Origin of the sequence: Lactococcus sp. DD01 (assembly GCF_001578715.1) — a bacterium.
In the GTDB taxonomy this organism is placed as follows: domain Bacteria; phylum Bacillota; class Bacilli; order Lactobacillales; family Streptococcaceae; genus Lactococcus; species Lactococcus petauri.
The window spans coordinates 406,923-412,021 of the sequence record NZ_KQ968939.1; the positions used below are offsets into that span (position 1 = coordinate 406,923).

Here is a 5,099-nt window from a genome sequence, read left to right on the forward strand (position 1 = left end):
GATATTACTGTAAAATTCGTGGACATAGAAGGCAATAAAATTTCTGATGATGTGATAAAAGCAGGAAATATTGGAGAAGCGTATACGACAGAGCAAAAAGATATTCTAGGCTATACATTTAAAGAAGTTCAAGGTGATGCATCAGGTAAGTTCACTGATCAAGCCCAAACTGTCACTTATGTTTATACTAAGAATGAACTTCCTCATGTAACTGGAACTGTCCTTGTCCAATATGTAGATACGAATGGCCAGTCAATTTCGGAAGACGTTGCAAAATCAGGAATTGTTGGAGAAGGTTATAGTACTGAAAAGAAAGATATCAAAGGTTATACTTTCAAAGAAGTTCGTGGTAATGCTGCAGGTCATTATACAGACCAAGTACAAACTGTAAGTTATATCTATACAAAAAATAAGACGATTTCTCAAGCAACTGAAACTCCTAAAGGTGGAGAAAAAGATCAAGTAGCTTCAGCAAAGCAAAAATTTTTGCCCAAGGCAGGTGAAAATATGACTCTAATCAATTTTATTTTAGGACTGACTTTCTTGGTTTTAGCTCTGTTTGAGCTTACACTTCGTCTCAAGAAAATTAATAAATAATAAAAAACGGAAGTTACACGCTATAACTTCCGTTTTTCTTTAAATTTTTATCTTTCAACTAAGAAAGAGTAAATTTATTTTAGTTTGTCATTTTCATAAGTATGTTTAAGCTCCAAACCAGCAAATTCTTGTTGACGAAGCGCTTCATAGACAATCATACAAGCAGTGTTAGAAAGATTTAGACTACGTACATGTTCATCATTCATTGGAATGCGAATACATTTTTCAGCATTTTCTCGCATAAAGTCTTCTGGTAAACCAGTATCCTCTCGTCCAAAGAGGAAGTAGTAGTCTTCTGAAGTTTCCGTATAATCAACATCTGAATATACTTGATCCGCAAACTTACTAACTAAAAATAGTTTTCCATCTACGTGCTTGATAAAATCATCCAGATTTTTGTGATAAACAATGTTGACCTGATCCCAATAGTCCAATCCAGCTCTTTTGAGATTTTTATCGGTAATTTCAAAGCCGAAAGGCTCAATCAAATGTAAGGTAGTGTTAGTAGCTGCGCAAGTGCGCGCAATATTTCCAGTGTTAAAATGGATACGTGGTTCGAAAAGTGCAATATGATTCATAATTTTCTCCATTCCGTTTTTGTAAGGGTTTTACATTTTTACAAAAATAAAAACTAGGTAGCTCGGAGTATGGTCTCAGCGAGCAGCCTAGTTGGGGGACTAATTTGCTTTAATCATAACAGGGTTGATTGAAACAAATTAATTGATAGAGTAATCTTAACACATCTTTAAGGAAAAGTAAAGGAAATAATGGAAATTTTTTTCATTTTTTTCCGAATAAGAAAAATTAAAGTAAAAAAAGGTGTTTTTTGGTATAATAGGAAAGGTAATTCTATCCCTCAAAGCAGAAAAAAGCTTCTGAGAGAACAGCGAGATATTAACTGTTCAAACGGTTAATAAATAAGGTCTTGAAGGATTCTTTATGAATTTCATCAGCTATTTGTGTATGAAATAGATGGCCTTAAAATCCCAAAAGAAAGGAACATCTTTGTTTAAAAGGATGATTGGCTTTTCAAAGCAATTGAAGAAAAGCACGTAGGTGAAATAAAATGATTTACGCTATCTGGGCAGAAGATGAGAAAAAAGTGATTGGCATTGATGGTCATTTACCTTGGCGTTTACCTGCTGAACTCGAACATTTTAAAAAGACAACTTATCATCAAGTGATTTTGATGGGCCGCAAAACCTTTGAAGGCATGAATAAGCGCGTGCTTCCTGGACGTATCACTATCGTCCTTACACGAGATGAATCTTACCCTAAAGAAGATAATGAACGTGTCTTAATCATGCATAGTGTATCCGAAGTTATAGAATGGTATAATAATCAAGAGCGTGATTTATATATCATTGGCGGATCAGAGATGTTCCTTCTTTTCGAAAAGGAGCTATCAGCGCTCTATAAAACGGTTGTTCATGGAGAATTTGCGGGGGATACATATTTCCCTGATACGTTTGATTTTTCGAAGTATGCGAAGGTGTCAGAGGATTATCACAAAAAAGACGAGCAAAATCCTTATGACTTTACCGTCGAAAAATATGAGCGGAAGGAGAAACAAAAGCCGTGACAAAATCTATTTTTGGCTTATTTACCGCTGTTTTATGCGCAATATGTGTAATACTTGCACTGCAATGCTTCCGCAAAAAACGCTGGGGCTTAGGAACTATTTTTCTTCTTAATGCCTTTACGAATATTGTAAATTCCATTCATGCTTTTTTTGGAACTTTATTTTCCTAAAAATGTTTAAAATCTAGAAAAAGAGAAATAAATGTCTAACGATACAAAAGAAAACGAAAATATATATTGTTCATTCTGTGGCAAGAGCCAACCAGAAGTAAAGAAACTTATCGCCGGTGTCGGTGTTTATATTTGTGACGAATGTGTGGAGCTATCGAGCCATTTGATTGAAGAAGAGATGCGCGAGGAAATGGCTCAAGAATTTGAAACCACTCCTGTAATGACCCCAAGAGAAATGTTGGATCATCTGAATGGTTATGTTATCGGGCAAGAGCGTGCAAAACGTGCACTTGCGGTTGCTGTTTATAATCATTACAAACGCATCAATTTTACAGGTCAAGATGACGAAGAAGTTGAACTTCAAAAGTCTAATATCTTATTGATTGGTCCTACAGGTTCAGGGAAAACTTTTTTGGCACAAACTTTAGCTAAGTCGCTTAATGTTCCTTTTGCTATTGCTGATGCTACAAGTTTGACAGAAGCAGGATATGTCGGTGAAGATGTTGAAAATATCTTGCTCAAACTGCTGCAAGCTAGTGATTTCAATATTGAACGTGCTGAGCGTGGTATCATCTACATTGATGAAATTGATAAAATTGCTAAAAAATCAGAAAATGTTTCTATCACTCGTGACGTTTCCGGTGAAGGTGTACAACAAGCCCTCTTAAAAATTATCGAAGGTACAGTTGCCAGCGTTCCCCCACAAGGTGGGCGTAAACATCCTAACCAAGAGATGATTCAAATTGATACTAAAAACATTCTCTTCATTGTAGGCGGAGCCTTTGACGGTATTGAAGAAATTGTCAAACAACGCTTAGGTGAGAAAATTATCGGCTTTGGCACAAATAATAAAGCCTTGTCTGACAATGAATCTTATATGCAAGAAATCATTGCTGAAGATATCCAAACTTTCGGATTGATTCCTGAATTTATTGGACGGTTGCCTGTAGTTGCTGCGCTTGAACGTTTGACAGAAGCTGATCTTATCAGTATCTTGACCGAGCCTAAAAACGCACTTATCAAGCAATACAAGCAGTTGTTAAGCTATGACAATGTGGAACTGGAATTTGAGGATGCAGCTTTGCATGCCATTGCTGAAAAAGCTATCGAACGTAAAACAGGTGCACGTGGCTTACGTTCAATAATTGAAGAAGTGATGATGGATATCATGTTTGAAATACCAAGTCATGATAATATTGAAAAAGTGATTATTACGGAAGCAGCTGTGCGTGATAAAGCAGAAGCAGAAATCATTTATATTCAAAAATAAAAAACAGAAAATCATGAGTGCTCATGGTTTTCTTGTTATTATCATTGATTTACCTTTAGTAAATCAATGATAATAGACAGGGAGAGATGTGATTTGTGAACCTTCTTCCCTAAAAAAGACTTTAAATAAACCTTGCGCAACTATCTAAAATAGTTTGACACACAAGGAAAGAGAGAAATAATGAAAATAAACCCTAATAATTTACAACTGACTATTTCAGCAGCCTCTGCCAAGCAATATCCAGAGACAGACATGCCGGAAATTGCTCTTGCTGGTCGCTCTAACGTTGGAAAATCAAGCTTTATCAATACCTTATTAAACCGTAAGAACTTTGCGCGTACCTCAAGTTCGCCAGGTAAAACGCAGCTCCTAAATTTTTACAATGTAGATGATACGGTTCATTTGGTAGACGTTCCAGGATACGGCTATGCACGTGTTTCGAAAAAAGAGCGTGAAAAGTTCGGTAAGATGATTGAAGAATATCTCACTACAGCACCTAATCTTAAAGCGGTGGTCGCTCTCGTTGATTTACGACACGAACCATCTGAAGATGACAAGCTGATGTACACTTTTTTGAAATTCTATGATATTCCCGTAATTTTAGTTGCAACAAAGGCCGACAAAATTCCACGCGGTAAATGGAACAAGCATGTCTCAGTGATAAAAAAAGCCTTGCAATTTGACAGCACAGATGATTTTGTAATCTTTTCTAGTTTTGATAAAACAGGAATCGAGGAGGCTTGGAAAGCCATTGAACAATATGTATAAGATTAAGATTAACAATATGAAGTTCTTTTCACATATCGGCGTTTTACCTGAAGAAAAGATCTTAGGGCAAAATCTAGAAATTGACTTGATTGTTACCACGAATTTTTCCTACTCTGGTTTAGATGAGCTTGACGAAACGTTGAGTTATGTTGCTTTTTATGAGAGCATCGCGGAAATAATTGAAGTCTCACGTGCAGATTTGATTGAAAAGTTGGCTTTCGATATCATTCAAGCCATTAAACAAAACAACAAAGTGAAAACAGTAGAAGTACATATCCGCAAATTGGCTGTACCTATTGCAGGAATCTTTGACAATGTCGAAATTGAAATGGTCGGTTAAAATATTTAACTTTTAGAAAATATTTACGGCTTTCTAAGGGGGGGGAGCAAGAAAGTGATGCAAACGGTTTATTTGAGTTTAGGGAGTAATATTGGAGACAAGCAAGCTTACTTGCAAGATGCAGTAAGCTTATTGGGACAGGATTCGGCCATTTTAATAGATAGAAAATCAAAGTTTTATCAAACCTCACCTGTCGGGGGAGTGGAGCAAGATGACTTTGTCAACATGGCCTTGAAGATTTCAACGACACTTGAAGCTAGTCAGCTATTGGAGCTTATTCATAAAATCGAAGCCAAATTAAATCGTGTACGCAAAATTCATTGGGGACCACGCACGATAGATATCGATATTTTATTTTACGGAAACGAACAA

8 protein-coding genes are annotated in these 5,099 nt (G+C 36.2%); 7 read left to right on the forward strand and 1 reads right to left on the reverse strand.

Features of this window, described 5'->3' with window-relative positions:
• Nucleotides 1–597, forward strand: a 597-nt coding sequence (locus LACDD01_RS12195) for a MucBP domain-containing protein (protein ID WP_231863341.1), incomplete at its 5' end; no start/stop codon positions are given.
• A 74-nt stretch (nt 598–671) separates the two neighbouring features.
• On the opposite strand, the gene LACDD01_RS02050 is transcribed toward LACDD01_RS12195, so the two are convergent.
• Entirely contained in the window at nt 672–1,175 is a 504-nt protein-coding gene (locus LACDD01_RS02050; protein ID WP_061413053.1) for a tRNA (cytidine(34)-2'-O)-methyltransferase, read from the reverse strand.
• Between the two features lie 488 nt (nt 1,176–1,663).
• Between LACDD01_RS02050 and LACDD01_RS02055 the strand changes: the two genes are divergently transcribed.
• The 6 genes from LACDD01_RS02055 to folK form a co-directional block, all read left to right on the forward strand.
• Nucleotides 1,664–2,179 (forward strand): dihydrofolate reductase, encoded by a 516-nt coding sequence (locus tag LACDD01_RS02055; protein WP_061413054.1) that lies wholly within the window; start codon nt 1,664–1,666, stop codon nt 2,177–2,179.
• Nucleotides 2,176–2,349 carry a hypothetical protein gene (locus LACDD01_RS11775; protein ID WP_014024827.1) on the forward strand — a complete coding sequence of 58 codons (174 nt, stop codon included), beginning with the start codon at nt 2,176–2,178 and terminating at the stop codon, nt 2,347–2,349. The genes LACDD01_RS02055 and LACDD01_RS11775 overlap by 4 nt, the downstream gene beginning before the upstream one ends.
• 31 nt (nt 2,350–2,380) lie before the next feature.
• Complete coding sequence (clpX, locus tag LACDD01_RS02060) at nt 2,381–3,619, forward strand: ATP-dependent Clp protease ATP-binding subunit ClpX (protein ID WP_019294016.1); 1,239 nt, start codon at nt 2,381–2,383, stop codon at nt 3,617–3,619.
• Nucleotides 3,620–3,799: 180 nt separating this feature from the next.
• Nucleotides 3,800–4,387 (forward strand): ribosome biogenesis GTP-binding protein YihA/YsxC, encoded by a 588-nt coding sequence (gene yihA, locus LACDD01_RS02065; RefSeq protein WP_019294015.1) that lies wholly within the window; start codon nt 3,800–3,802, stop codon nt 4,385–4,387.
• A complete protein-coding gene (gene folB, locus LACDD01_RS02070; protein WP_019294014.1) occupies nt 4,380–4,727 on the forward strand; it encodes a dihydroneopterin aldolase in 348 nt (115 codons plus the stop codon). Before yihA ends, folB begins: the two co-directional genes overlap by 8 nt.
• Before the next feature lie 57 nt (nt 4,728–4,784).
• Nucleotides 4,785–5,099: 2-amino-4-hydroxy-6-hydroxymethyldihydropteridine diphosphokinase (gene folK, locus LACDD01_RS02075; RefSeq protein ID WP_082779255.1), on the forward strand; the 315-nt coding region annotated here is incomplete at its 3' end.

Excerpts from the sequence above, each read along its gene's own strand:
- folB (WP_019294014.1), top strand. The coding sequence starts at position 4,380 with ATGTATAAGATTAAGATTAACAATATGAAGTTCTTTTCACATATCGGC.
- LACDD01_RS02055 (WP_061413054.1), top strand. The coding sequence starts at position 1,664 with ATGATTTACGCTATCTGGGCAGAAGATGAGAAAAAAGTGATTGGCATT.
- LACDD01_RS02050 (WP_061413053.1), bottom strand. The coding sequence starts at position 1,175 with ATGAATCATATTGCACTTTTCGAACCACGTATCCATTTTAACACTGGA.
- clpX (WP_019294016.1), top strand. The coding sequence starts at position 2,381 with ATGTCTAACGATACAAAAGAAAACGAAAATATATATTGTTCATTCTGT.
- yihA (WP_019294015.1), top strand. The coding sequence starts at position 3,800 with ATGAAAATAAACCCTAATAATTTACAACTGACTATTTCAGCAGCCTCT.